This is a genomic window from Streptomyces sp. P3 (genome assembly GCF_003032475.1).
GTDB lineage: Bacteria > Actinomycetota > Actinomycetes > Streptomycetales > Streptomycetaceae > Streptomyces.
Map to the genome: position 1 here is coordinate 6655964 of NZ_CP028369.1, position 25603 is coordinate 6681566.

General features: G+C 68.6%; 19 protein-coding genes. 14 read left to right on the forward strand and 5 right to left on the reverse strand.

Translation table 11 applies throughout. The features are described from left to right. Positions 1 to 9: 9 nt before the first annotated feature. Positions 10 to 1527, reverse strand: coding sequence for a hypothetical protein (locus C6376_RS29215; protein WP_107446145.1), 1518 nt, complete (start codon positions 1525 to 1527; stop codon positions 10 to 12). A 661-nt stretch (positions 1528 to 2188) separates the two neighbouring features. Between C6376_RS29215 and C6376_RS29220 the strand changes: the two genes are divergently transcribed. The 3 genes from C6376_RS29220 to C6376_RS29230 all read left to right on the forward strand — a co-directional run bounded on the left by C6376_RS29220 (position 2189) and on the right by C6376_RS29230 (position 4648). Further along, positions 2189 to 2815 (forward strand): tyrosine-type recombinase/integrase, encoded by a 627-nt coding sequence (locus C6376_RS29220; RefSeq protein ID WP_107446146.1) that lies wholly within the window; start codon positions 2189 to 2191, stop codon positions 2813 to 2815. 295 nt (positions 2816 to 3110) lie between these two features. Further along, entirely contained in the window at positions 3111 to 3347 is a 237-nt protein-coding gene (locus C6376_RS29225; protein WP_254076115.1) for an AlpA family transcriptional regulator, read from the forward strand. Between the two features lie 80 nt (positions 3348 to 3427). Next, positions 3428 to 4648: a site-specific integrase gene (locus tag C6376_RS29230; protein ID WP_107446148.1), complete on the forward strand. Its 1221-nt coding sequence runs from the start codon at positions 3428 to 3430 to the stop codon at positions 4646 to 4648. Positions 4649 to 4794: 146 nt separating this feature from the next. On the opposite strand, the gene C6376_RS29235 is transcribed toward C6376_RS29230, so the two are convergent. Beyond that, positions 4795 to 6324: a UDP-N-acetylglucosamine 1-carboxyvinyltransferase gene (locus C6376_RS29235; protein WP_107446149.1), complete on the reverse strand. Its 1530-nt coding sequence runs from the start codon at positions 6322 to 6324 to the stop codon at positions 4795 to 4797. Positions 6325 to 6388: 64 nt separating this feature from the next. After that, the gene (locus C6376_RS29240; RefSeq protein ID WP_107446150.1) at positions 6389 to 6589 is read right to left on the reverse strand and encodes a DUF4236 domain-containing protein; all 201 of its coding nucleotides are present in this window, start codon (positions 6587 to 6589) and stop codon (positions 6389 to 6391) included. Positions 6590 to 6707: 118 nt separating this feature from the next. On the opposite strand from C6376_RS29240, the gene C6376_RS43975 reads away from it, so the two are divergent. The 5 genes from C6376_RS43975 to C6376_RS29260 all read left to right on the forward strand — a co-directional run bounded on the left by C6376_RS43975 (position 6708) and on the right by C6376_RS29260 (position 13410). Continuing rightward, positions 6708 to 6986 (forward strand): hypothetical protein, encoded by a 279-nt coding sequence (locus tag C6376_RS43975; RefSeq protein ID WP_159083289.1) that lies wholly within the window; start codon positions 6708 to 6710, stop codon positions 6984 to 6986. 171 nt (positions 6987 to 7157) lie between these two features. After that, positions 7158 to 9875 (forward strand): aconitate hydratase AcnA, encoded by a 2718-nt coding sequence (gene acnA, locus C6376_RS29245; RefSeq protein WP_107446151.1) that lies wholly within the window; start codon positions 7158 to 7160, stop codon positions 9873 to 9875. A gap of 509 nt (positions 9876 to 10384) precedes the next feature. Then, positions 10385 to 10963 carry a carboxymuconolactone decarboxylase family protein gene (locus tag C6376_RS29250; protein ID WP_107446152.1) on the forward strand — a complete coding sequence of 193 codons (579 nt, stop codon included), beginning with the start codon at positions 10385 to 10387 and terminating at the stop codon, positions 10961 to 10963. Beyond that, complete coding sequence (locus tag C6376_RS29255) at positions 10960 to 11820, forward strand: RNA polymerase sigma-70 factor (RefSeq protein WP_107446153.1); 861 nt, start codon at positions 10960 to 10962, stop codon at positions 11818 to 11820. The genes C6376_RS29250 and C6376_RS29255 overlap by 4 nt, the downstream gene beginning before the upstream one ends. Positions 11821 to 12321: 501 nt before the next feature. After that, positions 12322 to 13410 (forward strand): lytic polysaccharide monooxygenase, encoded by a 1089-nt coding sequence (locus tag C6376_RS29260; protein ID WP_254076116.1) that lies wholly within the window; start codon positions 12322 to 12324, stop codon positions 13408 to 13410. Positions 13411 to 14237: 827 nt separating this feature from the next. Here C6376_RS29260 and C6376_RS29265 read toward each other — a convergent pair. Continuing rightward, positions 14238 to 15230 (reverse strand): acetylxylan esterase, encoded by a 993-nt coding sequence (locus tag C6376_RS29265; protein ID WP_107446155.1) that lies wholly within the window; start codon positions 15228 to 15230, stop codon positions 14238 to 14240. Between the two features lie 279 nt (positions 15231 to 15509). Here C6376_RS29265 and C6376_RS29270 point away from each other — a divergent pair, with 279 nt between their 5' ends. The 6 genes from C6376_RS29270 to C6376_RS29300 are packed head-to-tail and all read left to right on the forward strand — an operon-like array spanning position 15510 to position 23539. Beyond that, positions 15510 to 16499: a sugar ABC transporter permease gene (locus tag C6376_RS29270; RefSeq protein WP_107446156.1), complete on the forward strand. Its 990-nt coding sequence runs from the start codon at positions 15510 to 15512 to the stop codon at positions 16497 to 16499. A 38-nt stretch (positions 16500 to 16537) separates the two neighbouring features. Then, positions 16538 to 17410 carry a carbohydrate ABC transporter permease gene (locus C6376_RS29275; RefSeq protein WP_107449263.1) on the forward strand — a complete coding sequence of 291 codons (873 nt, stop codon included), beginning with the start codon at positions 16538 to 16540 and terminating at the stop codon, positions 17408 to 17410. A 33-nt stretch (positions 17411 to 17443) separates the two neighbouring features. Further along, positions 17444 to 19099, forward strand: coding sequence for an extracellular solute-binding protein (locus tag C6376_RS29280; RefSeq protein WP_107446157.1), 1656 nt, complete (start codon positions 17444 to 17446; stop codon positions 19097 to 19099). Beyond that, positions 19096 to 20745: a xylan 1,4-beta-xylosidase gene (locus C6376_RS29285; RefSeq protein WP_254076117.1), complete on the forward strand. Its 1650-nt coding sequence runs from the start codon at positions 19096 to 19098 to the stop codon at positions 20743 to 20745. The genes C6376_RS29280 and C6376_RS29285 overlap by 4 nt, the downstream gene beginning before the upstream one ends. After that, positions 20742 to 21497 (forward strand): hypothetical protein, encoded by a 756-nt coding sequence (locus tag C6376_RS29295; protein WP_254076118.1) that lies wholly within the window; start codon positions 20742 to 20744, stop codon positions 21495 to 21497. The genes C6376_RS29285 and C6376_RS29295 overlap by 4 nt, the downstream gene beginning before the upstream one ends. Beyond that, on the forward strand, positions 21494 to 23539 hold the full coding sequence (locus C6376_RS29300; protein WP_107446158.1) for a beta-galactosidase: 2046 nt from the start codon (positions 21494 to 21496) through the stop codon (positions 23537 to 23539). The genes C6376_RS29295 and C6376_RS29300 overlap by 4 nt, the downstream gene beginning before the upstream one ends. Here C6376_RS29300 and C6376_RS29305 read toward each other — a convergent pair. Then, positions 23533 to 25593: an alpha-glucuronidase gene (locus C6376_RS29305; RefSeq protein ID WP_107446159.1), complete on the reverse strand. Its 2061-nt coding sequence runs from the start codon at positions 25591 to 25593 to the stop codon at positions 23533 to 23535. The two genes, C6376_RS29300 and C6376_RS29305, sit on opposite strands and share 7 nt — an antisense overlap. Positions 25594 to 25603 lie beyond the last annotated feature (10 nt).

The following is a 25603-nucleotide window of genomic DNA, read 5'->3' on the forward strand; positions in this document are numbered from 1 at the left end:
AGCACAGGACTACGCCGCACCCGCGGCCGACAGTCGCCCGGTTGACCAGGGGTAGGACGCCCACCCCTGGTCGAGTATCGGGTTGCGGGCACCTTCGTGTCCGGTGAGGCATTCGTTGAGCGCCCAGGTGGAGCGTTGAGGGTCGGCTGCCCGTCCCAAAAGAAGGGAGTTGGGCGTGGTGCCGGTCAAGGTAACCAGGCGTTCGACTTCCTGGGCTGCGACGACTGCGGTCGGGATGTCGGTGGTCGGCAAGTCGACGTGGGGCAGGTTGGCGTTGGCGACGGGGAACGGTTCAAGGGTGACGATCAGCGCCTGGCGCGGTCGGTCGGCCGGGATGCTGGCGAACGCCGGATGGCGCTGTTCGATCTGGGCCGAGGTGGCATTGACCTGACGGTAGGCGCGGGTCAGTTTGCCGTCTCGCTCAGCGACTCCGCGTTCCAGGCCGAGTCGGGCATTCTCGGTCGGCATCATGGACTTGACCTCCACGAGAAGCACGAGGTCGTCGAAGATGACAAACCAGTCGACGCTCTGCAGCTCGTTGCGCTTGACCCGGTAGGTGATCTCTCCGACGACGTCGACGTCCGGCATCAGGCGAAGTTGGCGGCCCACGTATTCCTCGAAGAGATAGCCGGTCTCCTCCAGGAAGGCACTGCCGAAGTGTTCAAGCCCCGTGTGGTAAATGCCGGGCGGAGTCGCTTTGCGCCAGACCAGCTGCGGGGAGGGGCACAGCAGGCCGGCACCGAAGCCCGTGACCGCCGGCCGGCCGAGCAGCGGGTTGTACGTGAAGCGCCGCAGCTGGGCCGCTTTGCCGCCGGCCACCTTCGCCAGGTTTTCCATGGTCTGTTTCTCAGTTGCTCTGATGGAGGCCACGTCCGTGGCAAAGTGCCGTTCGACAACCCGCAGAACCGTCTCCCGGCTTACGACACGTTCGAACTTCTCCCCGTCCGGACTGTCGAAGATGGCGGCATCGAAACGTCCCGCGTTCAAAAGTGCGCTCCCCCAAAGCAGTTGCGCCGTGCCGACGTAGTCAGGCAGCGGGCAGCCAAATACCTCGGTATCCCATCCTGGGACCAGGCAGCGGGGCTGTCGACGAGCGGGGAACGGGGTGTGCAGGTACAGCGCCGCGGTACGGGCGAGACTGACGAACTCCGGCGCCTGCCAGGCCATCTGCTCGCCGCCCAGGCGCATCATGAAGTCGCGTAGGCGGACTGCGTCCTCGTCCGCGCCGTGCAGTGTGGGTTCCTTCAGGCTGGAGTACGCCGCCAGGATCGCCAGCAGGTCGCGCTCGGTGGCTTCGGAGCGCAGGTGCTCGGTGCCGTACGCCAGGCAGACGCGGGCCGCATCGGCGAGCGCCCACGGCGTGTACTTCAGAGAGGGGCTTTCCAACCACGACTGCGGCCGCTGCGGCGAGCCGTAGCGGGCCGCTGCAGCAGCGATCAGAGGCAGCAGAGAGCTGGGGCGGTGCCGCCGGACGCGCTGGCGGTACTCGTCCTCCGTCACCAGCCGGTCATACATGTACGCAGCCATTCCGCCATGATCCTCGCCATGGCAAGAGTGTGCGAAGCATTTGTCCTGAGCCGCTGAGAGCTGGCCGGTTTCAAGCTGTCTGTCACTTGGGCCCGCGATACACCGCTGGTTACCGGTAGTGCTCGAGACCTACTGGCCTGGGCGTCGTAGCTTCCGCGGCAAGCGGGTCAGGACTCTTCACCGACCGAACCATTTGGGTCGGGAACGGAGTTCAGAGAACCGTTGCGCTATCCCGTTACAGGGCGCGTCTCCAGGAGTTGCCATCAGACCTATTCGCCACCAAGAAACTCGCTGTCTTGATGATGAACGTGACATGCCGAATAGAGCAGGTGCTTAGAAGGCGCCTGCTCTGTTGTATCAGTCGACCACCCAGCGAGAGCCGAGCTGTTGGGTGCGCCTCCGGCTTCGGGGTGCTGCGCTGATTCGCCAACGGCAGACAGCTTGGGGCCCCAACGGACTGGAATAGCAGGGCGAAGCAAGTAAACCTAGGACAGTCCAGGGGAGGCACGGTGGCGTGTTTCCGGTTCTCAGGCGCCGCCTGCAAGGCGAAACATAGCCGACGATCGCCGGTTGGCCAAACCGGCGAATCCGAAGACCATTGAATCTGCCGCGCGAACCCCGCATGGCGCATTGAGTCGTTTCTTCCAAGGAGTTCAGAGATATGTCCGATGAAGTCATGGACGAAGAATGGTTGCTGTCCGCGGAGCAGGTCCGATCGCTGCTTGAGTGGATGCAAGGGCACGTGGGTGCCGATCACTCGGTGTACCCCTTCATGGCCACCGTGGCTGAACAGGCGCTGCGTCCGGGCGAGGCTCGTGCTCTGCGAGTCCGAGACGTGGCGTTCCCGGAGGGTGGAGGGGGTAAGTTGACGGCTCGTCACCGCGGGGTCGTGAGGGAAATTCCCCTCCAGCCCCATTACGTCGAGTTTCTGCGTGCGTGGATCGAAGGGGCTGGTCTGGGGGAGAATGACTTGCTGTTTCCCGGGAGGCGTGGTGGGCGGCTTTCGGCTTCCGCCTGGCAGCGGCTGTGGGAGCAGGCCCAAGCAGCTGTCCTGCCCCGGGACGAGCTGTACTCGTGGCGCCTGGGGGAGCCCATATCCATCCTCCGCGAGTCCCGCATGGCCGAGTGGCTGAGGATGGGCCTCTCGTCCTTCGAGGTTGCCGAGATGACTGGCGTGACCCCGTATTGGTTGGCGCTTCGCTACCCGTACTGCTTCCGTGGGGATGGCGTCGAGATCGACTGGGACCGCCTGGCCGAGGCCACGGCCCTTCCGGAGATCAAGCAATAGAGCCGACCCGCGCTCTGGCCGATCCGCGGAGCGTGGCCAGCTACGGGCTTTCTCCCTCTCCTGCACCGAGTATCGCGACGACGCCGTCACACGGCGAGCTGTCTCTGCGTAGTTCCAGTGCGAGGAGAGGTACCCATCCTGAGAGAGCATGCTGCCCCTGGAGGACCGTCTCTCCGCCTGCGCTGACACACCCCCTTCCCGCGCCTCACAGAAACCTCCTATGCCCGCGCACCCGTTGCTTGCCGCATCCTCGAAGCCTGCCTCCCCAGTCACCGCACATACGGCGTTCCTGACCGTGAAGGACGCCGCCGAGTATCTCGGCCTTTCTCCCCACACCCTCTACGTCTGGCGCCACCGGCGGCAGGGGCCGCCGAGCTTCCGCATGGGCCCCCGTGGCCGCGTCATGTACCGGCTCGAAGTACTCGACGCCTGGGTCCGCGAACAGGAGCAGGCCGACTCCCGCTCCAACCCTGCCCTCAACCCGCTCAACCCGCCTCCGCAGGAGCACTCCAGTCGCTTCCTCAGCACCTGAAGCGCCACCAGCCGTAGAACGCGGCCCCGTGCCCCACCAACAAGGAGTTCCACCTGGCCGGCTACATAGAAGACCGATGGTTGAAGAAGCGCCCGAATCCGAAAACCGGCAAGCGCGACCGCACCGCGATGTACGGCAAGTGCACCCGCTACCGAGTCAAGGGCATCCCCGGCGTCAAGGACCGTTCCTTCGACGCCCTCCAGGACGCCAAGACCTGGCTCGCCCAGGCCCAGACCGACGCACGCCGAGGCGAGTTCGTCGATCCACGCGATGGAGCCATCTCCCTCAAGGACTACATCGCCACCCACTGGTGGCCCACCCAGAGCGGTGACCCGTCCACGATCGAACGGATCGAGCAGAGGGTACGCCGGCACATCGTTCCCCACCTGGGGGCTCAGCCGCTCAACGCCATCGGCGCGGAAGTCCTGCGTCACTGGAAGAAGCGGATGGAGAAAGACCTCGGTCCGACCTCCATCCGTCTGGTCTGGGCGACGCTCTCCAGCATCCTCCAGGCTGCCGTCGAGGATCGCCGCCTCGGACGTAACCCATGCCGGTCCAGCACGGTCGGCCCTCCGGCCGCCGCACCCGGCAGGGTCGAAGCATGGCCGCCCGAACGGGTCCTGGCGGTACGGGAGGCCCTGCCGGATCGCTACCGACTCCTCCTCGTGATCGGAGCAGGTCTCGGGCTCCGCCAAGGGGAGGCGCTCGGTCTCTCGACGGACGACATCGACTTCGAGAAGGAAGTCGTGCACGTCCGGCGGCAGGTCAAGATGGTGCGGGCGAAGCTGTGCTTCGCGCTTCCCAAGGGCCGCAAGGTCCGCGACGTGCCGCTGCCGGCCAGCGTCGCCCGGGCCATCCGGCAGCACATGGTGCAGTTCGCGCCGGTACCGGTCACGCTGCCGTGGGACGACCCGACTCTGGCCAAGACGCCGGTGGAAGCCAAACACCGGCGGCCGAGGACCTACAACCTCCTGGTGACGGGACGCGAGCGGAAGGCCATCAACCGGAACTACCTCAACTCCTACGTGTGGAAGCCCGCTCTGGCCACGGCGGGCGTGATCGCACCGCTGGACGAGGGCAGCACCGACGGTGCTCGCGTGTGGGAGCCGTCCCGGGAGCACGGCTTCCACGCCCTGCGCCACTTCTATGCCTCCGAGGAACTGGAGGCTGGCGAATCGGTCGTCTCCCTGGCACGCTGGCTGGGGCACTCCGACCCCGGGTTCACGCTGCGGAAGTACTCCCACTTCCTGCCCCGCGCTGGTGCACGGGGCACCGCGGCCATCGACGCGATCTTCGCGTAGCCGCAGCCGGACGGCAGCCCGACTGGAACGCGGCCCGTAGGAGCCCGCCCCAGGCGCAAAGTCCCAGAGAAGTCCCACAGATGCCGCCGCACCCCTTCCTGACCCGCTTCACCGCAGGTCAGACGGGGTGCGGCGGCATCGCCGTATCAAATGTCCCGGAAGATCTCGATCTGCGCGCCGATCGAGTTCAGCCGCTCGGCCAGTTCCTCGTAACCGCGGTTGATGACGTACACGTTGCGCAGCACCGACGTGCCCTCCGCCGCCATCATCGCCAGCAGGACGACCACGGCGGGGCGCAGGGCCGGCGGGCACATCATCTCGGCGGCACGCCAGCGCGTCGGGCCCTCCACCAACACCCGGTGCGGGTCGAGGAGTTGCAGACGTCCTCCGAGCCGGTTGAGGTCCGTCAGATAGATGGCCCGGTTGTCGTACACCCAGTCGTGGATAAGGGTCTTGCCCTGGGCGACGGCCGCGATGGCCGCGAAGAACGGAACGTTGTCGATGTTCAGGCCGGGGAACGGCATCGGGTGGATCTTGTCGATCGGCGCCTCCAGTTTGGAGGGCCGTACGGTGAGATCCACCAGCCGGGTGCGGCCGTTGTCGGCCGGGTACTCCGGGGTACGGTCGTGGTCCAGCCCCATCTCCTCCAGGACCGCCAGCTCGATCTCCAGGAACTCGATGGGCACCCGCCGCACCGTCAGCTCCGACTCCGTGACGACGGCGGCGGCCAGCAGACTCATCGCCTCGACCGGGTCCTCGGAGGGTGAGTAGTCCACGTCCACGTCGATGTCCGGCACACCGTGCACGGTGAGCGTCGTGCTGCCGATGCCCTCGACCCGGACGCCGAGCGCCTCCAGGAAGAAACACAGGTCCTGGACCATGTAGTTCGAGGAAGCGTTACGGATGACGGTCACCCCGTCGTACCGGGCGGCCGCCAGCAGCGCGTTTTCGGTAACCGTGTCTCCGCGCTCGGTCAGCACGATCGGCCGGTCCGGGCGGACGGCGCGGTCGACGACGGCGTGGTACTGCCCTTCCGTCGCCGCGACGTCCAGCCCGAACCGGCGCAGGGCGATCATGTGCGGCTCGATGGTCCGGGTGCCGAGGTCGCAACCGCCCGCGTAGGGCAGCTTGAAGTGGGTCATCCGGTGCAGCAGCGGACCGAGGAACATGATGATGGAGCGCGTGCGCACGGCTGCCTCGGCGTCGATCGCCGCCATGTCCAGCTCGGCCGGCGGCACGATCTCCAGGTCGACGCCGCCGTTGATCCAGCGCGTGCGTACACCGATGGAGCCGAGGACCTCGAGCAGCCGGTAGACCTCCTCGATGCGGGCGACCCGACGCAGCACCGTGCGCCCCTGGTTGAGCAGCGAGGCGCACAGCAGGGCCACGCACGCGTTCTTGCTGGTCTTCACGTCGATCGCGCCGGACAGCTGGCGGCCGCCCACGACCCGCAGATGCATCGGCCCCGCGTAGCCCAGAGAGACGATCTCGCTGTCCAGGGCCTCACCGATTCGAGCGATCATCTCAAGGCTGATGTTCTGGTTGCCCCGCTCGATGCGGTTGACGGCACTCTGGCTGGTTCCGAGCGCCTCGGCCAGCTGTGCCTGTGTCCAGCCCCGGTGCTGCCGGGCGTCACGGATGAGCTTGCCGATGCGTACGAGGTAGTCGTCTGCCATGAGGCTGAGGTTATCTCAGATATGAGATGGCGCCTCCTGAGGGGGCCGTTCGGGTGACGTGCCGTCAACCTCGCCCGGCGCGACGCGTACGACGCCATCCGAAAGGTCCGGGCAAATCCATCGATGTCGTACGGCGTCCGGTGCTGCTGTGCGTGTGACGCGGCCCGTGCCGGCCGCCGCCGGTCGTGATCGACCAGGAGTGCCGGTTGATGTTCAGCCGCACGCCGGGAAGGATGCGGAAACTCTTGCGGAAGGTGAGGGGCATCGAGCCTCCTTCGTCGTGAAGTGTCCGTCGGTCGACGTCTACCCCGGCTCGGCGGACCCATGGCCGGGGGCGGCCGGGCGGCGTGCGTCCAACACGCCTGCCGCGTATCCGAGATGCCGTGGAGATCCATGTCGCCCTCGACGGCCGCCATGCCGTGCAGGGGCTGATCGCCGCGCGTCCATGGTCGGCCGAGGGGGCGCATCACGGCGAGGCGCGGCGTGCCGGCGGCGGGGAATCGCCGGTTTTCACGCCTTTCGTGCGGTGCGTGGCGGAGATCACGGGCGGCGTGCGTGCAGACGGCGTCGGACTCGTTGCCGCCTCTGCCGGCGGCTGCCGCCATGGCCGGCCGGGTGCGGTGTGCCGCATTTCCCGGCAGGGGCGGCGAGCCCGGGCATGACCATTCCGCGCCCATGTACTAGAGTTATCTCGACATCGAGATATCTGCCGAGGCGCACCGCAGCCGCCACGCCAGTAAGGCTTGCCTAACTTAGCCTGACCTCAGCTGATCGGCCAAGCCCGCGTGGCGGCAGGATGCGGTGGTACGCGCACATCAATGAAGGAGACTGTCGTGTCGGCGAACAGCTTCGACGCCCGCAGCACGCTGCAGGTGGGCGACGAGTCGTACGAGATCTTCCGGCTGGACAAGGTGGAAGGCTCGGCTCGCCTTCCGTACAGCCTGAAGGTGCTGCTGGAGAACCTGCTCCGTACCGAGGACGGCGCGAACATCACCGCCGACCACATCCGTGCCCTCGGCGACTGGGACTCGCAGGCCCAGCCGTCGCAGGAGATCCAGTTCACGCCGGCCCGCGTGATCATGCAGGACTTCACCGGCGTCCCCTGTGTCGTCGACCTCGCCACCATGCGTGAGGCCGTCAAGGAACTCGGCGGCGACCCGGCGAAGGTCAACCCGCTCTCCCCGGCCGAACTGGTCATCGACCACTCCGTCATCGCCGACAAGTTCGGCACCAACGACGCCTTCGCCCAGAACGTCGAGCTGGAGTACGGCCGCAACAAGGAGCGCTACCAGTTCCTGCGCTGGGGCCAGACCGCCTTCGACGACTTCAAGGTCGTCCCGCCGGGCACCGGCATCGTCCACCAGGTGAACATCGAGCACCTCGCCCGCACGGTCATGGTCCGAGGCGGCCAGGCGTACCCCGACACCCTGGTCGGCACCGACTCGCACACCACCATGGTCAACGGTCTCGGCGTCCTCGGCTGGGGCGTCGGCGGCATCGAGGCCGAGGCCGCGATGCTCGGCCAGCCGGTCTCCATGCTCATCCCGCGCGTCGTCGGCTTCAAGCTCACCGGCGAGCTGCCCACCGGCACCACCGCCACGGACCTCGTCCTCACGATCACCGAGATGCTGCGCAAGCACGGCGTCGTCGGCAAGTTCGTCGAGTTCTACGGTGAGGGCGTCGCCGCCACCTCCCTCGCGAACCGCGCCACCATCGGCAACATGTCGCCGGAGTTCGGCTCCACCGCCGCGATCTTCCCGATCGACGACGAGACCCTGAAGTACCTCAAGCTCACCGGCCGCTCCGAGCAGCAGGTCGCGCTCGTCGAGGCGTACGCCAAGCAGCAGGGCCTCTGGCTGGACCCGAAGGCCGAGCCCGACTTCTCCGAGAAGCTGGAGCTCGACCTCTCGACGGTCGTCCCCTCGATCGCCGGCCCGAAGCGCCCGCAGGACCGCATCGTCCTCGCGAACGCCGCCGAGCAGTTCAAGGTCGACGTGCGCAACTACGTCGACAGCGTGGACGAGGCGGGCCAGGAGTCCTTCCCGGCCTCCGACGCCCCGGCCGTCGCCCCGAACGGCGCGCCGTCCAACCCGGTCACCGTGACCGCCCCCGACGGCTCGACGTACGAGATCGACCACGGCGCGGTGACGGTCGCGGCCATCACCTCCTGCACCAACACCTCCAACCCGTACGTCATGGTCGCCGCCGCGCTCGTCGCGAAGAAGGCCGTGGAGAAGGGCCTGACCCGCAAGCCGTGGGTCAAGACCACCCTCGCCCCGGGCTCGAAGGTCGTCACCGACTACTTCGACAAGGCGGGCCTGACCCCCTACCTCGACAAGGTCGGCTTCAACCTCGTCGGCTACGGCTGCACCACCTGCATCGGCAACTCCGGCCCGCTGCCGGAGGAGGTCTCCAAGGCCGTCAACGACCACGACCTCGCGGTCACCTCGGTCCTCTCCGGCAACCGGAACTTCGAGGGCCGTATCAACCCCGACGTCAAGATGAACTACCTAGCCTCCCCGCCGCTGGTCGTCGCGTACGCCCTCGCGGGCTCCATGAAGGTGGACATCACCAAGGACGCCCTGGGCATCGACCAGGACGGCAACCCCGTCTTCCTCAAGGACATCTGGCCCTCCGAGGCCGAGGTCAACGACGTCGTGGCCAACGCCATCGGCGAGGACATGTTCAACAAGTCCTACCAGGACGTCTTCGCGGGCGACGCCCAGTGGCAGGCGCTGCCGATCCCGACCGGCAACACCTTCGAGTGGGACGCCGAGTCGACCTACGTCCGCAAGCCCCCGTACTTCGAGGGCATGACGATGGAGACCACCCCGGTCTCCGACATCACCGGCGCCCGCGTGCTGGCCAAGCTGGGCGACTCGGTCACCACCGACCACATCTCCCCGGCAGGCGCCATCAAGGCCGACACCCCGGCCGGCAAGTACCTCACCGAGCACGGTGTGGAGCGTCGTGACTTCAACTCCTACGGCTCGCGCCGAGGCAACCACGAGGTCATGATCCGCGGCACGTTCGCCAACATCCGCCTGCGCAACCAGATCGCGCCGGGGACGGAAGGCGGTTACACCCGCGACTTCACCCAGGACGGCGGTCCGGTGTCGTTCATCTACGACGCCTCCCGCAACTACATCGAGCAGGGCGTCCCGCTGGCCATCCTGGCCGGCAAGGAGTACGGCTCGGGCTCGTCCCGCGACTGGGCCGCCAAGGGCACCGCGCTGCTCGGCGTCAAGGCCGTCATCGCCGAGTCGTACGAGCGCATCCACCGCTCGAACCTCATCGGCATGGGCGTGCTCCCGCTGCAGTACCCGGAGGGCGCCTCTGCCGAGTCCCTCGGTCTGACCGGCGAGGAGACCTTCTCCTTCACCGGCGTCGAGGAGCTCAACAACGGCACCACGCCGCGCACGGTCAAGGTCACCACCGACACGGGCGTCGAGTTCGACGCGGTCGTCCGCATCGACACCCCCGGTGAGGCCGACTACTACCGCAACGGCGGCATCATGCAGTACGTGCTGCGCAGCCTGATCCGCAAGTAACCCGCACGGCAGGCGTTTCGGTCATCCGATCCGTCGGCAACAAGCACAGCGAGCGGACGGCAAAAGAAACAGCCGACGGAACGCGTGCGACATGGTGCTCGAGGGCCGCATCCCCGGTGACGGGGGTGCGGCCCTTCGCCGTGTCCCCGGTGACCGAGGCGCCTTCGTTCACCTTGTCCGTCCCGGACCATGAGCGACTCCCTGGTGGGACACCCGGATTCCTGGGGGACACGGGGTTTCCTCAGCCGTCCGGGGCGGAACGGAATCCGGACCCGACCGGCGCCCCGGCTTCCGAAACGGCGGCGTCCGCGTCCTCGTCGTCGACGAGCCAGTGCTCACCGGCGCGCTGTCCACGGCCGTTGCGGAAACGAGCAGACGGGCCCACGCCGAGACACACCACGCGGACGGCCGCCGGGGCTCGCCGGGACGGCGGCCGGTGTCACACCCGTGGGCCGGCCGGTGTCTTCATGCCGGACATTCCGTAGGGACGTGTGACGAGGAGAGAGACCATGACACTGCGCCTGCCGAAGGCCGAGCTGCCCGCCGAGCTCAAGGAGAACATGATCAAGCAGCTGGGCGCCGTGCCCGAGAACGTCGAAGTGCTGTGGCACAGTCCCCGGGTGGCACAGGACAACCTGGAGCTCGGTGCCAGGGTGGGGGCGTGGGAGGCCGTCGAGGCGGGCCTGAAATCGTTTGCGCACATGGCTGTCGCGTCGCAGGTCGGCTGCAGCTGGTGTCTGGACGTCGGCTATTTCCAGGCGCAGAACGAGAACCTGGATCCGGCCAGGGCGAGCCAGGTGCCGCGCTGGCGGGAGGCTGATGTGTTCACGACGCTGGAGCGCGACGTCATGGGGTATGCCGAGGCGATGACCAACACGCCGCCGACCGTCACCGACGAACAGTACGCCGCCCTCCTCGAGCGGCTCGGGACCGGGGCGATGGTGGAACTCACCGCGTTCATCGCCTACGTCAACCTGGCGACAAGGGCGAATGTGGCGAACGGGGTCAGCTCGCAGGGCTTCTCCGACGCCTGCGTGATCCCGTTGGCCAAGCGCCCGGCGACGTCCCGCGCAGAGTCCACGGCATGACGGCGGACCCGTTCGTCGCCCACCGCAGCCTGCTCTTCACCGTCGCCTACGAGATGCTCGGCTCCGCGGCCGACGCGGAGGACGTGCTGCAGGAGACCTGGCTGCGGTGGGCCGACGTCGAACGGTCGCAGATCCGCGCCCCGCGGGCGTACCTCGTCCGAGCCGTCACCCGTCAGGCACTCAACCGCATGCGCACCCTCGCACGCCGCCGCGAGGACTATGTGGGCGAGTGGTTGCCCGAGCCACTGCTGACCCACCCCGACGTGGCCGACGACGTCGAACTCGCGGAAAACGTCTCCATCGCGATGCTGACCGTCCTGGAGACGCTAGGACCGGTGGAACGCGCGGTGTTCGTGCTCCGCGAGGTCTTCGACATGCCGTACGACGAGGTCGCCGAAGCCGTGGGCAGGACCCCCGCCGCGGTCCGGCAGGTTGCCCGGCGGGCCCGGGACCACGTGGCCGCCCGGCAGCCACGCGTCAAGGTGAGCCGGTCGGAGCACAGGGCCGTCGTGGACCGTTTCGCCGCCGCGCTGCACACCGGGCGCATCCACGACCTCTTGCAGATCATGGCACCGGAGGTGGTCCTCATCGCCGACGGAGGGGGGATCACGGCCGCCGCTGAGGCCCCCGTCCGCGGGGCCGAACTCGTGGCGGCGATGCTCGCCGCCACCGACCGGGCCGCCTTCGACACCACGACGGTATGTCTCAACGGAGCCCCCGCGATCAGGATGGCATCCGACACCGCAGAGGCCACGGTCAGCCTCGTGATCGAGAGCGGCCGCATCACCCGCATCTACGCGACATCCAACCCGCACAAGCTGACGCGACTCGACGAAGCAGCCGATCTCACGAGGTAGCTACAGCGCGGGTGTTCCGGCAGGGTCACCGCCGGAGCGCTCCCGACGGGGCACCACCGGGGCTGGGCGGGCGGCACGGTCCGGAGGCCCGGGCCGGCCTGGCCGGGCCTGGCCGGGCCGGGCAGGCGCTGGTACAAGGGTCGGTCTTCTGACTCCGGACGGCGGCCTGGACCGCCGACTTCTCCGACACCCAGCGGTTCAACTCGCCTGAAATGGCTCTACGTATACGGAAACGCTGTGCGACACCGTTTACAAGTGGTCCGCGCAGCGCTATCTTCCGCCACAGGTGGAGTGGGAGCGCTCCCATATTGTTCGCTCCGGCGGACCGGAACCTGTCGGGTCGAGCCGGGACGCTCCCGCTTCGCGCAGCCGGCATGCCAGGGCGGCGCTGCGTCCGGCGCGCAACGTCCTGGGGCCCCTGTCGAACCGCGTCACCCGTCCCCGCATCCGCCGTGCACCCATGTATGCACGGTCCGTACACGGAAGGCGGACTCATCGAGCATGAAGACTGTCATGATCACGTCATTATCGGAGGCGTGCGCGAAGTCGCGTGTACGCACCCGAGCCCTTCTCCTCGTCCTCCTGGCCCTGGTGGCCACGGTCCCCGCACTCGGTCTGATCGTGACCGCCGGCGGTGAGGCCCAGGCCCATGGGACACCCATGAAACCCGCCAGCCGCACTTTCCTGTGCTGGCAGGACGCGCTGACCAACACCGGTGAGATCAAGCCCATCAATCCGGCCTGCAAGAACGCGCAACAGGTAAGCGGTACCACACCGTTCTACAACTGGTTCTCGGTGCTGCGTTCCGACGGAGCGGGCCGCACCCGCGGCTTCGTGCCGGACGGTCAGTTGTGCAGCGGCGGCAACACCAACTTCACCGGTTTCAACGCGGCCCGCAACGACTGGCCGCTCACCCACCTCACCTCGGGTGCGACCGTCGACTTCGCCTACAACGCCTGGGCGGCGCATCCGGGTTGGTTCTACGCCTACGTCACCAAGGACGGCTTCGACCCGACCCGGACGCTCGGCTGGAACGACATCGAGGACCAGCCCTTCCTCTCCGTCGACCACCCGCCCCTCCACGGAAGCCCCGGCACGGTCGAGGCCAACTACTCCTGGACCGGTCAGCTTCCGGCCAACAAGTCCGGCCGCCACATCATCTACATGGTCTGGCAGCGTTCCGACAGTGCCGAGACCTTCTACTCCTGCTCCGACGTCGTCTTCGACGGCGGGAACGGTGAGGTGACCGGCATCCACGAACCCGGCAACCCCGGCGAGCCGGTTCCCGGCACCTGCACGGCGTCCCGCAGAACCACCAACAGCTGGAACGGCGGCTACCAGTCGGAGGTGACCGTCACCAACTCGGGTGACGTCCCGATGCTCGGCTGGATGGTCGACTGGACGCTGCCCGCAGGTCAGTCGGTGGTGAGCCTCTGGAGCGGCAACGCGACCTACAACGGGCAGTCGGCGATGGTCCACAACGCCGACTGGAACGGCTCGTTGAATCCGGGCCAGAGCGCGACATTCGGATACGTGGTCTCTGGGGCGGGAGGTGACAGCGCCACGAGCCTCCCCTGCAGAGTCGGTTGACCCGGAGCCGCTCCAGCAGGCCGCTCCGATCGGAGCCGGCGGGCGGGTGAGCCGCGCCCACCGGCTCCGACACCGCGGGCCTGACCGCGTACGGGCCCGACCGCCTGCCCGACCGCCTGCGCGACCGCCCGTGCGCCGGAGCGCCCACGGGCGTGTTCGCGCAGTTCGGCGAGGTGGACGCGGGGCGTCGACCGGACGTAGTGGAGTTGCAGCTCGGGTCGGGTCGGGTGGGCTCGGCTCGGGTGGGCTCGGCTCGGGTTTCGGCTCCGAGGAACGGCTGCTCGGTGCCGGGTCTTGCGGGGCGGGCGAAAGCACCTTGCTGTGCGTCCAGGGCCGGGCGAGCTGCGTCCGAACACGGCACGGTGAGCCTGCCGGCAGGCGGAGCGGGCGTGCCCCGCAGGGTGGGGCGGGCCGTCGCCGCCCGACTGTGACGGGAGGACTCCGGCGTGGCAGCCGGCATTCACGGTGCTTGCCGCCTTCGCCGACGGACGTCCTGGCGACCGCGGTGAACAGTCCGACCGGCTGCTGCCCGGGGCTGTTGGATCCGAGCCGACCCGACGCACACGAAACCGAGTTGTCGTACGGGCAGCGGCGGCGGATCGAGCTCGTCCGTCCGGTGAGAGAGCCGGGGCTCGGTTACTGCTCGACGAGCCCACCGGCCCTCTCCGGTTCACCCGGGTCGAGGAGTCGGAGGCGGCGCGCGCCGACCATGCCGACACCGGCGAACCGCGCCCGCATCCGACGGTCCCGGGTGACCGGCACCGCCGCTCCCGGCGGGAGCCGAACGCTGCGGAGGTGACCGGCGGGGCACCGCGGTCGGACGGCGATCAGCCGGCCAACTGAGAATCCAGCCAGACCAGTTGTCGTCGCACCTGCTCCGCCTCACCCCCTTCGTGTCCATTGAACGGATAGGCGTGGATCTCCTTGTGGGGATGCACGCCGCCGCTCAGTTCGCCGTACCGGTTGAACGCCGCGTACACCCCGCTCGGCGGGCAGACCGTGTCCCGCAGGCCCGTGCCGAAGTGGGCGGGGGCCTGCGCACGCCGCGCGAAGGACACGCCCTCCACATAGGAAAGGGTTCGGTAGGCGGTTTCCTCGCTGCCGCGGCGGACGGAGAGGTAGGCGGCGATCTCGCCGTACGGCCCTGCGTCCGTGAGCTCCAGCGACCGCCGGATCCCGCACAGGAACGGAGCCGTGACGAGGACGGCGGCCAGGTCATGAACCAGGCCCGCGACCGCCAGAGCCAGCCCGCCGCCCTGACTGTTGCCGACGGCGGCGGTGCGCACCGGGTCGACGCCGGGCAGCGAACGCACTGCCGCCACTGCGCGCACCGCGTCGGTGATCAGGCGACGGTAGTGGTAGTCCGGCGGGGACAGAAGGCCGCGGACGGCCGGCCCGGGACCGCCGGACAGGACGGTGTGCGGGTCGGGGGTGTCGCCTCCGCTGCCGTACTGGTCGCCCTGGCCGCGGTTGTCCATCAACAGGTGTGCGTGGCCCGCGTTCACCCAGGTCAGCCGCTCGTGAGGGAGGCCGCGTCCGCGTCCGTAGCCGACATACTCGACGACTGCCGGCAACGGTTTCCGTGCGTCGGCCGGGAGGCTGAACCAGGCCCGGATCGGGTCGCCCGCGTAACCCCGGAACGTCACGTCCCAGGTCCGCGTCAGTCGGAGACCGGTTTCGACTGGTCGTACCGACACCAGCGGGTCCCGCTGCGCGGCTTCCTTCAGGGTGACAGCCCAGTACGCGTCGAAGTCGGCGGGCTCGTCGGGTTCGGGGCGATGGCGCTCCAGATCCGGTAACGGCAGGTCGAACGCAGGCACGAGGGCACCTCACAGGGGGTGGGCCAACGATTGTTGCGCTGGTCATCCAGAAATTTGCGAAGAACGGTAGCACTCAGTGCACTGCGCTCCCACCGGACCTACCCCGACCCGCAGGGGATTCAACGCCACAGGACATCCCATCGGTCCGCCGTGCAGCACCCATTGACAGCGCTTTCCGGCACCCCGTACGTTTCCGCAGAGTTACCGGTAAGGGCACGAAAGTTTCGAGATCACGCATTGAGATCCGAGTGTTTCGAGAACGCCCCGGGAGGCCCGAGCATGAGCACCTCCACCACATCGGCCCCACCCCCCGACACCCAGGACCCTTCTGCGACGACCCTGCGCGGCTCCCCGCGTCCCGCCACGCGCCGCGGCTGGCGGAGGGCGTGGCGCCGCGACTGGCAGCTGTACTCGCTGGCCGTCCTGCCCCTGCTGTTCTTCCTGGTCTTCCGTTACCTGCCGATGGTCGGCAACGTGATCGCCTTCCGCCGCTTCGAGCCGGGCGGTTCGATCCTGGGGGAGCAGTGGGTCGGGCTGCGGTATGTGCGGATGTTCCTGACCGATCCCACCTTCTGGCAGGTCTTCCGCAACACCCTGTGGCTCGGCGGGCTGACGCTGCTGTTCTGTTTCCCGCTGCCGCTCGTCCTGGCCTTGCTGCTCAACGAGGTGCGCCGGCGTTCCCTGCGGCGGTTCGTGCAATCGGTTTCGTACCTTCCGCACTTCCTGTCGATCGTGATAGTCGCGGGCATCACCCTGCAGATGCTGGCCACCGACGGTCCGGTGAACCATGCCGTGGGTCTGCTCGGCCACGAGCCGGTGCGGTTCATCCAGGAGCCGGGCTGGTTCCGGACCGTCTACGTCGGGTCGGAGATCTGGCAGACCGCCGGCTGGGGCACGATCCTCTACCTCGCCGCGCTCACCACGATCGACGAGGACCTCTACGAGGCCGCCCGCATCGACGGCGCGAGCCGCTGGCGGCAGATCTGGCATGTCACACTGCCCGGAATCCGCCCCACCATGATCACGCTGCTGATCCTCAACATCGGCACGTTCATGGCGGTCGGATTCGAGAAGGTCCTGCTGCTCTACAACCCCCTGACCTATCCGACGGCCGACGTGGTCTCCACCTACCTCTACCGCGCTGGCGTCGAGTCCAACAGCTTCAGCTACGCCGCCGCGATCGGCCTGTTCGAAGCGGTCATCGGCCTTGTCCTGATCACGAGTGCGAACCAGCTGTCGCGCCGCACCGTCGGGACGAGCCTGTGGTGAACCTTCTGACGCCTCGTACACGGCGTCCGCGCACCTCCGTGAGCCAGCCGACGCGCGGTTACCGCGTGTTCCAAGGCGTCAACGGAGTGATTCTCACCCTTGTCGTCCTGGTGACCCTGTACCCCTTCGTCAACATCATCGCCCGGTCCTTCAGCGGTGAAGAGCACATCCGGGCCGGCGAAGTGGCCCTGTGGCCCAAAGGGTTCAACCTCACCACCTACAGAATCGTTTTCCAGGACACGATGTTCTGGCGAAACTACGGCAACACCGTCTTCTACACGGTGGTCTCCACGGTGATCGCCATGGTTCTGACCACGTGTTACGCCTACGTCCTGTCGAAGCGAAATCTCAAGGGGCGCGGGTTGCTCGTCGGCGTGTCGGTGTTCACCATGTTCTTCACGGGCGGCCTCATCCCCAACTACGTCCTGGTCACCAGTCTCGGACTGAAGAACTCCGTGTGGGCCATCGCCCTGCCGAACGCGATCAGCGTCTTCAACCTGCTGGTGATGAAAGCCTTCTTCGAGAGTCTTCCGGCCGAACTCGAGGAAGCAGCCGAGATCGACGGGCTGAGCACGTACGGAATCCTGCTCAGGATCGTGTTACCGCTCTCCAAGGCCGTCATCGCGACGATGGTCCTCTTCTACTCGGTGTCCTTCTGGAACTCCTGGTTCTCGGCCTACCTCTACATGGACCGCACCGAGCTCATGCCGGTCACCGTCTATCTGCGCAACCTCATCGCGGGGGCCACCACAGGGGGAAACGCCGGTGCCGCCACGGAACAGCTGAGCCAGGTCGGGGCGAACATCCAGGCGGTCACGATCGTGCTGACCTCGCTGCCGATCCTCTGCGTATACCCGTTCGTCCAGCGCTTCTTCGTCTCGGGCGTGATGCTCGGCGCGGTCAAGGGCTGAGATCCGTACCTCCTACGGAACAAAGGAGCACCCGTGAAGAACGCCGGTCAGTTGTCCCGACGTCAAGTCCTCGCGGCCGCGGGCCTCGTCGGCCTCGCTTCGCTCACCGGCTGCGGGAGCGGCGACGAGGGCGAGGACGGCAAGGACCTTGCCAAGAAGCAGAACGGTGCGATGAAGGAGTACCGCGCCGGCGAGCAGTTCAAAGCGTCGAAACCGCTGTCGTTCTCTCTTCTGCACAACAACAACCCGGTCTATCCGATGAAGGACGGCTGGCTGTTCTGGAACGAACTGACCCGGCGCACCGGTGTCACCCTGAAGCCGATCGCCGTCCCGTTGAGCGACTACGAGAAGAAACGCAGCGTCCTCATCGGTGCAGGCGACGCACCGTTCCTGATTCCCAAGACGTATCACCCCTCGGAGGTCGCCTTCGTCTCGTCGGGCGCGATTCTCCCGGTCAGCGAGTACACGCATCTCATGCCCAACTTCCGCGACAAGGTCAGAAAATGGAAGCTGGAGCCGGAGCTCGACTCGATCCGGCAGTCCGACGGCAAGTACTACCTCCTGCCCGGCCTGCACGAAAAGGTCAAGTCCGGTTACTCACTGTCGCTCCGTACCGACGTCCTGGGCAAGCTCGGACTGACCCTGCCCACCACCTGGGACGAGGTGTACGACGTCTTCAAGGCGATCAGGTCCGAGTACCCGGACCGGTACCCCTTCTCCGACCGATGGAGCACCAACACGCCGTTTCCCGCGGCCGCGCTGTGCAGCTACCTCGGCCAGTCCTTCGGCGTGCGGGCTGGCTGGACCTACGACAACATCAGTTTCGACGCCAAGAAGGACGCATTCGTCTTCACCGGCGCGACGGACGGCTACCGCCAGATGGTCGAGTACCTGAGGAAACTGGTCGCCGAGAAACTGATGGACCCGGAGAGCTTCACCCAGACCGACGACGACGCGTTGCAGAAACTACTGGGCCAGAAGTCCTTCGCGATCAGTGCCAACCCGCAGGAGCTGGTCCAGAGCTACCGCTACAACCTGGCGAAGCAGGTCAAGGGAGCGAAGATCGAGATGATCCCGGTGCCGCTCGGTCCGGCCGGACCGGTGGTGCTGGGCGGGGCCCGGCTGGAGAACGGGCTCATGATCTCCACCAAGGCCCTCAAGAGCGACACCTTCGTCGCGATGATGCAGTTCGTCGACTGGCTGTGGTACTCGGACGAGGGGCAGCGCTTCGCCAAATGGGGTGTGCAGGGCTCCACCTACACCTACGCCGACGGGCAGTACAGGCCCGGGCCCGGGATCAGTCTCATGGGCTCGGACCCGAACGCCCCGAAGGACCTGCAGAAGGACTACGGCTTCTTCAACGGCGTGTTCACCTACGGCGGCAGCTGGGCGCTCGTCTCGTCCTCCTTCGGCCCGGACGAGAAAACGTTCCAGGACGCGATGTCACAACGCGAGCAACTGCCCGTCGGGCCGGCTCACCCGCTGCAGTCCGTGGAGCAGGAGCAGGCCTCCCTCTGGGACACGCCGCTGAGGGACCACGTCACCCAGAACACCCTCAAGTTCGCCCTCGGCAAGCGTCCGCTGTCCGAATGGGACGACTACGTGAGCGAGCTCAAGGGCAAGAACATGGGCCGCCTCGTCGGGCTTCACAACAAGGCGCGTGAGCGGTTCGCGAGGGAGAGGTCATGATCCGGGTACCCGAGGAGCCCGTGGGCCGGCACACCGATGCCTGGCGTCACTGTGTCGGCACCGGCCGCATCGAACTCGCCCTGCGCCGCGACTACCAGGACTCCCTCGCCCTGATACAGCGCGAGATCGGGTTCCGGTACATCCGCGGCCACGGCCTGCTCAGTGACGGGATGGGCGTGTACCGGCCGTACGAGCACGCGGGCGCTCGACGTGTCCATCACGCCTTCACCTACGTCGATCAGGTCGTCGACGCCTATCTCGAAGCCGGTCTGCGTCCTTTCGTCGAACTCGGTTTCATGCCGCAGGACCTGGCCTCCGGGCCCCAGACGGTCTTCTGGTGGCGCGGCAACGTCACCCCGCCCCGCTCGTACCGCGAGTGGGCGGACCTGGTGCGTGCGGTCGTCGTTCACCTCGTGGAGTGCTATGGCGTCGAGGAGGTCCGCACCTGGCCGATCGAGGTGTGGAACGAGCCCAACCTGCCCGACTTCTGGCAGGGCGCCGACGAGAAGGCCTACCACCGCCTCTACGAGGTGACCGCGCACACGGTGAAGGACGTGGACTCCGGTCTGCAGGTCGGTGGTCCGGCGATCTCCCCGGGGGCCGACGACTGGCTGGAACGCTTTGCGGAGTTCGCGGAACACCGCGAGGTCCCCGTCGACTTCGTGTCGAAGCACGCCTACAGCTCAGGGCCCGCGCAGCACGTCCCGTTCGGCGTCCACCAGACGCTGGCTCCCGCGGCGCACCTGCTCGATCAGTTCGCCACGCCGCGCGAGCGCCTCAAGGGCACCCGGCTGGCCGGCCTGCCGGTGCACATCACCGAGTTCAACTCCTCGTACCGCCCGGACAACCCCGTCCACGACACCGCGTTCCACGCCGCCTACCTGGCCCCGGTCCTCGCGCACGGCGGTGACCTGGCGGACTCCTTCTCGTACTGGACGTTCAGCGACATGTTCGAGGAGACCGGCGTCCCCACAGGCCTGTTCCACGGCGGCTTCGGGCTGCTCACCCACCGGCAGGTCAGGAAACCCACGTACCACCTGTACGCCTTCATGGCCCGGACGGGTTCCGACCTGCTCGCCCGCGGTGACGACCACCTGGTCACCCGGCACCCCGACGGCCGGGTCACGGTCCTGGCCTGGGCGCCCGTCGACCCGAGCGGCGAAACCGCGGGCCCCGACCGCCACGAGCTGCGTCTGTCCCTCCCCGTCACGGCCCGAAGGTCCGCTGGAGCGCCGGGGACCGTCCGGGCCGGTGGAGCCGACGAATCCGAAGCGGCCCGCCAAGACCTGGAAACCAGAAGGAACGGTGTGCGAAAGTTCCTCGACGCCGACGGGGGCCATCCGACCGGAGACGCTCAGGAGGTCTTCGTCCGCCGTTCCAGCGTCGACGAGGAGCGCGGAAACGCTTACACAACCTGGCGGCACATGGGCAGCCCGCGCTCACCGAAACCCGCACAACTGGACGTCCTGCACCAGGCTGCGGAGCCCGCCCGCAGTCACCGCAGGCTTCCCGTGCGTGAGGGCCGGGTCGAGCTGGACCTCGTGCTGGGCCGCCACGAGATCACCCTCGTCGAACTCGTGCCCGTCGTCGACGAGACGCCGCCGTGGTGGGACGAACACCGCCTGCTCGGCCGGGCGGCACCATGAGCCCCACAAGCCACGCAGGCACGGTCGGCTCCGCCAGCACGGTCAGCCCCACGGGACCGGTGAACCCCACGGGACCGGTGAGTACCGCCGGCTTCGGCGCCGGCCCCCTCTCCCGCGCCGCCGCCCTGCTGCACACCCTCCTCGTCGTCGAAGCCCTGTTCCTCGCGGCGGCCGCCCCCGGCTTCGTCGGTCTGCTGCTCCTGGGCCCCGACCCGGCCAACCTGCCTCTCGCCGCGGTCTGCCTGGTGCCCCTCGGCCCCGCCTGCTCGGCGGCGCTCTACGCCCTGCGCCACCGCAGCAGCGACCTCACCGACCTCCACCCGGCCCGCCTCTACCTGCGGGGGTGGCGTCTCAACGCGCTGCCCGCGCTGCGCATCGAGGCGCCCCTGCTGGCCTGGCTGACGGCGATCGTCTTCACGCTCACGCATTTCGCCGCCACCGGACTGCCCGGCTGGTGGGCGGTACTGCTCGGGGCGGTCGGCGTGGCATCGCTCCTCTGGGGGGCTCACGCGCTCGTCCTCACCTCGTTGTTCACGTTCCGCGCCCGCGACACCGCGCGCCTCGCCGCGTACTTCCTGCTGCGGCGAGGCAGCGTCACCGCGGCCGCGGCCTCCCTGCTCGTCCTGACGGGCGGCATGACCGCGCTGTTCACGGAGGCCCTGCCCGCGCTGCTGGCCGCTCCGCTGCTGCTCTCCCTGCTGCGGTCCAGCCGACCGATGATCGTCGAGACCCAGGAGGACTTCACCGCATGACCACGCCCCGCACCGGAGAGGACGGCCGACTCCCGCACACCGCCAGAATCTTGTACGGCGGGGACTACAACCCCGAGCAGTGGCCGACGGAGATCCAGGACGAGGACCACCGCCTGTTCACGCTCGCCGGCATCGACACCCTCACCGTCGGGGTGTTCAGCTGGTCGCTGACCCAAACCACCGAAACGGATTACGACTTCACGATGCTGGACCGGGTCCTCGACCGCGCCGCCACCGAGGGCCGCCGGGTCTGCCTTGCCACCGGGACGGCCGCGCTCCCGCCCTGGCTGGCGAAGAGGTATCCGGAGGCCAACCGCACCGACTTCGAAGGCCGCAGGCACCGCTACGGCCAGCGGCACAACTTCTGCCCCAGCTCGACCGCGTACCGAAGGCTGTCCACGGCACTGGCCGGCCGCCTCGCCGAACGGTACGCCGCACACCCGGCCTTGCTCGCCTGGCACGTCAACAACGAGTACGGAGGTGCTTGTTACTGCGAGCGCTGCGCCGAGGCGTTCCGTGACTGGCTGCGTGCCCGGCACGACACGCTCGACGCCCTCAACGACGCCTGGTCGACCGCGTTCTGGTCGCACCGCTTCACCGACTGGGACGAGATCGAGCCCCCGAGCGCGCTCACCGAGCACTGGCGCGGCCCCGACCACACGGCCTTCCAGGGCATCACCCTCGACTACCGGCGCTTCATGACCGACGCCCTGCTCGGCTGCTTCACCGCGGAGAAGGAGGCCATCCGCGCCCACGACCCGGACACACCGGTCACCACCAACCTCATGGGCGCCTACCGTCCCCTCGACTACCACCGCTGGGCGCCCCACCTGGACTTCGCCTCCTGGGACAACTACCCGCCCCTGGACGCCCCGCCCACCAGGGCGGCACTGGGCCACGACCTGATGCGCGGTCTCAAGGGCGGCGCGCCCTTCTGGCTGATGGAACAGACCCCGTCGACCACGGCATGCCGCGACGTCAACCCCCTGCGCCGCCCCGGCGAACTCCGGCTCGCCACGTGGCAGGCCGTCGCCCACGGCGCGGACGCCGCCCTCTACTTCCAGCTGCGCGCCGCACGCGGAGCGTGCGAGAAGTACCACGGCGCGGTCATCGGCCACGCGGGCCGCGACGACACCCGGGTGTTCCGTGAGGTGGCCTCACTCGGCGAGGAGCTGCGCACACTGGGTCCCGCCACGCTCGGCGGCCGGACCCCCGCCCGCACCGCCCTCCTGTTCGACTGGGACAGCTGGTGGGCCCTGGAGATCTCCGACGGACCCTCCCGGCTGGTCCGCTACACGGACGTCGTACACGCTTACTACCAGGCGGCTCGCGAGGCCGGCGCCGACGTGGACGTCGTACCCGTGACCGCCGACCTCACGCCGTACGACGTGGTCCTCGCCCCGGTGCTGCACCTCGTCGAGGCGGACCTCGCCTCCCGCCTCGAGGAGGTGGCCCGGCGCGGCGGAACCGTCCTCGCCACCTTCCTCACCGCCCGCTCCGACGTTCACGACCGGGCCTTCCTCACCGACGTCCCCGGTCCGCTGGCGCCGCTCCTGGGCATCCGCGTCGACGAATGGGACGCACGGCCCGAGGACGTCGAGAACCCGGTGCGGTTCACCGCGTTCACCGCCCGGGCCCGCCTGGTCTTCGAGATCGTCCGGCTGCGGGGCGCCGAAGCGGTGGCCCGCTACGGGGCGGACTTCTACGCCGGCACCCCGGCCGTGACCCGCAACGTCCACGGTGCCGGTCAGGCCTGGTACGTGGCGACGGCACTCGACCAGCCCGGCGTCGACCACGTCGTCCGCAGCGTCCTCGCCCGCCACGGCCTGATCGGCCCGCATGCCGGCCACCGCGGGGTGGAGACCGCCACCCGTGTCACCCCGGACGGCACCCGCCTTCTCTTCCTGCTCAACCACGGCGCCGAACCGGCCCGCCTCACCGCGCACGCTGCGGCCGTCGACCTCCTCACCGGCAAGCGGCACGACCAGGGCGCGGCGCTGGTGCTGGACCCGCGGGGCGTGGCCGTCCTGCGACTTCAGTAGATCGTGCGGCCCCGCTCGTCGGCGACGCCGGACTTCCGCAGGAAGTAACTGTTCACCTGGTCGCGCCACTCCCGTGCGCAGCGCACCTGCTCCTCGTACCGCTCCGCCACCCGCGCATGGCGGGCCGGTTCGACCAGGTCCGCGAGGCCCGCCCACACCCGGCGGGCCTCCTCGGCCTCCGCCACACCCTCGAAGTGCGTGTCGTAGATGTGTTGCACAACCGTCTTCCCGCTGTTCAGCACATGCCCGTACGGCACGTGGTGGAAGAACAGCAGCAACTCGTCCGGACAGGAGCCGGGCGACTCGTACAGCTCGGCCCACGGCTCGGCGTACTGCGCCGCGTACCCGGTGCCGGTGGCGGCGCTGCGGTCGACACCGATGCCGTCCCGGTCCGCGAAGTGGTACGTCCCCCAGGGGCTGTACTCGTAGCCGTCGACGCCGGGTCCGTAATGATGCCCCGGCTGCACCATGAAGCCCACGCCCAGCGGCGCGGTGTACTTCTCGTAGGTCCGCCACGAGCCGTGCAGCACCGTGCGCAGCCCGTCCGCCAGGCGTTCGGCGGCGGACGGGAAGGTCAGCGCGATCCACTCGTCCAGGATCCGACGGGGCTCGGCGTCCGGCTGCCAGGCCAGCCGCCCGAAGGTGTAGAGGTTCGCCTGCGCCAGCGGATGCCCGGTCCAGAACGGGTCGTCCCCCACGTTGGACACGGCCACCATGCCGCCCCGAGCCGACTCGCCCACTGCCGGACCGTGTTCGCCCTCGGGCCGGAACCGCAGCACCTCGCTCCACATCGGCCCGAGCCAGCACACGTGCCGCTGCTGCCCGGTGTACTCCTGCGTGGCCTGCACCTCGACGGCGACCCGTGTGCGAGGCAGCGCGCCGAGCACCGGCGAGACCGGCTCGCGCACCTGGAAGTCCATCGGCCCGTGTTTCACCTGGAGCACGGCGTTGTCCGCGAACTCCCCGTCGAGCGGAGCGAAGTGGTCGTACGCCGCACGCGCACGGTCCGAGGAGCGGTCCCGCCAGTCCTGCCGGTGGTCGTACACGAACGCCCGCCAGTGGACGGTGCCCCCGTGCGGCGCGAGCGCCGCGGCCAGCATGTTCGCCCCGTCCGCGTGGGAGCGGCCGTAGGTGAACGGGCCCGGCTGCCCCTCGGAGTCGGCCTTGACCACGAACCCCCCGAAGTCCGGGACGGCCGCGTACACCCCGTGCGCCGCCTGCGCCCACCACTCGCGCACCGCGGTGTCCAGCGGGTCGGCGCAGGCCTGCCCCCCGAGCAGGACCGGCGAGGCGAAGTTCACCGACAGATGGGTCCGGACGCCGTAGGGGCGCAACGCGTCGGCGATGCGCGCGACGTCGCCGACACGGTCGGTGAGCAGGTGCGCCTCGGCCTCGTGCACGTTGACGTTGTTGACCGAGACGGCGTTGATCCCGCAGGCGGCCAGCAGCCTGCCGTACCCCCGGACGCGCTCCAGGTCCGCAACGGCCGACCCGTCCCGCCAGAACAGCGAGCCGCCCGCGTAACCGCGCTCCACCTGGCCCATGACCGGGTGCACGGCCACGTTGTCCCAGTGGTCCAGCATCCGCAGTTCCGTCGCGGGTCGGTGCGCCTCGGGTGTGCGGTCGCCCCGGAAGGCGTCCTCGCCGAGCCGCACGACGTGGAACAGGCCGTACAGCAGGCCCCGTCGACCGGTCGCCGTGACCGTGGTCGTACCGTCGGCCCGCCCGTGGACGAATCCCTCCTCGCCCAGGTTCGCGAGGAGCGCGGGGTCCGTGTGCCGGCCGGCGCTCCCGTCGTGCGCCACACGCAGCACGAGATCATACGATCCGTCCGAAACATCCCGAACATCCCGAACATCCCGAGCACCCCGGGTGCCGCGGACGACCGCCCCGCCGAAGAGGGCGCATCCCCGGGCCACCTCACCATGGACCGTCTCCACCAGCGGGCCCGAGCCGTCCACCAGCGTTCGACGGGTTCCCAGCGGGCGCCACACCTCCCGCGGCAGCCAGGCGGGGTCGACCCCCGCCGGCAGAACGGGCACGGTGGTCGGCATGGTTCCTCCA